1 protein-coding gene is annotated in these 537 nt (G+C 53.8%); it reads left to right on the top strand.

What is annotated here, in order from left to right; translation table 11 throughout:
• Window positions 1-402, top strand: a 402-nt coding sequence (locus CKL79_RS22745) for a transposase (RefSeq protein WP_240518737.1), incomplete at its 5' end; no start/stop codon positions are given.
• Between the last annotated feature and the right edge of the window lie 135 nt (window positions 403-537).

The following is a 537-nucleotide window of genomic DNA, read 5'->3' as shown; positions in this document are numbered from 1 at the left end:
CGAGGCTTTGATGCCATCTTTGCACAGACCTTCGAGGACAATGCGCCCTTAAACGCGGTGCTCAAGCAGTTTACCAACCACAAGGCAGAACTCCTGCGCGTCCTGGAGATGCCAGCGCTGCCTTTGCATACCAATGCCGCTGAATCTGATATTCGCGAGATGGTCACTCGTCGTAAGATTAGTGGCACCACTCGCCATGACTTGGGCAGGCAGGCGCGTGACACCTTTGTCGGCCTCAAAAAAACCTGTCGCAAGCTGGGCTTTTCGTTCTGGCAATATTTGACCTCCAGGCTCAAACACGATGACACTGTTCCCTTGTTGCCTGATGTCATTAGACAAAGAGCGGCTCAGGCAACGGCTCAGGCCCTGCCTGCTGAGTCGGCTTGTTTTGTTGCAAGCTAAAACAAGCTTGCCTTCTACCAGCGGTTATTGAGCTATTGCGCCGAAGCCTTCAACTGTCGGCCCCAAACAGTGGAAAATATCCGCCGCCGGTTGGGAGAACATGGCTTTGAGGCGACGCTGAATGGGCTAAAACGC

Source organism: Leptolyngbya sp. BC1307 (genome assembly GCF_002286735.1).
Taxonomy (GTDB): Bacteria; Cyanobacteriota; Cyanobacteriia; order Phormidesmidales; family Phormidesmidaceae; genus Phormidesmis.
The sequence above is the reverse complement of the archived record's forward strand: the minus strand, read 5'-3'. Positions and strand labels throughout refer to the sequence as shown.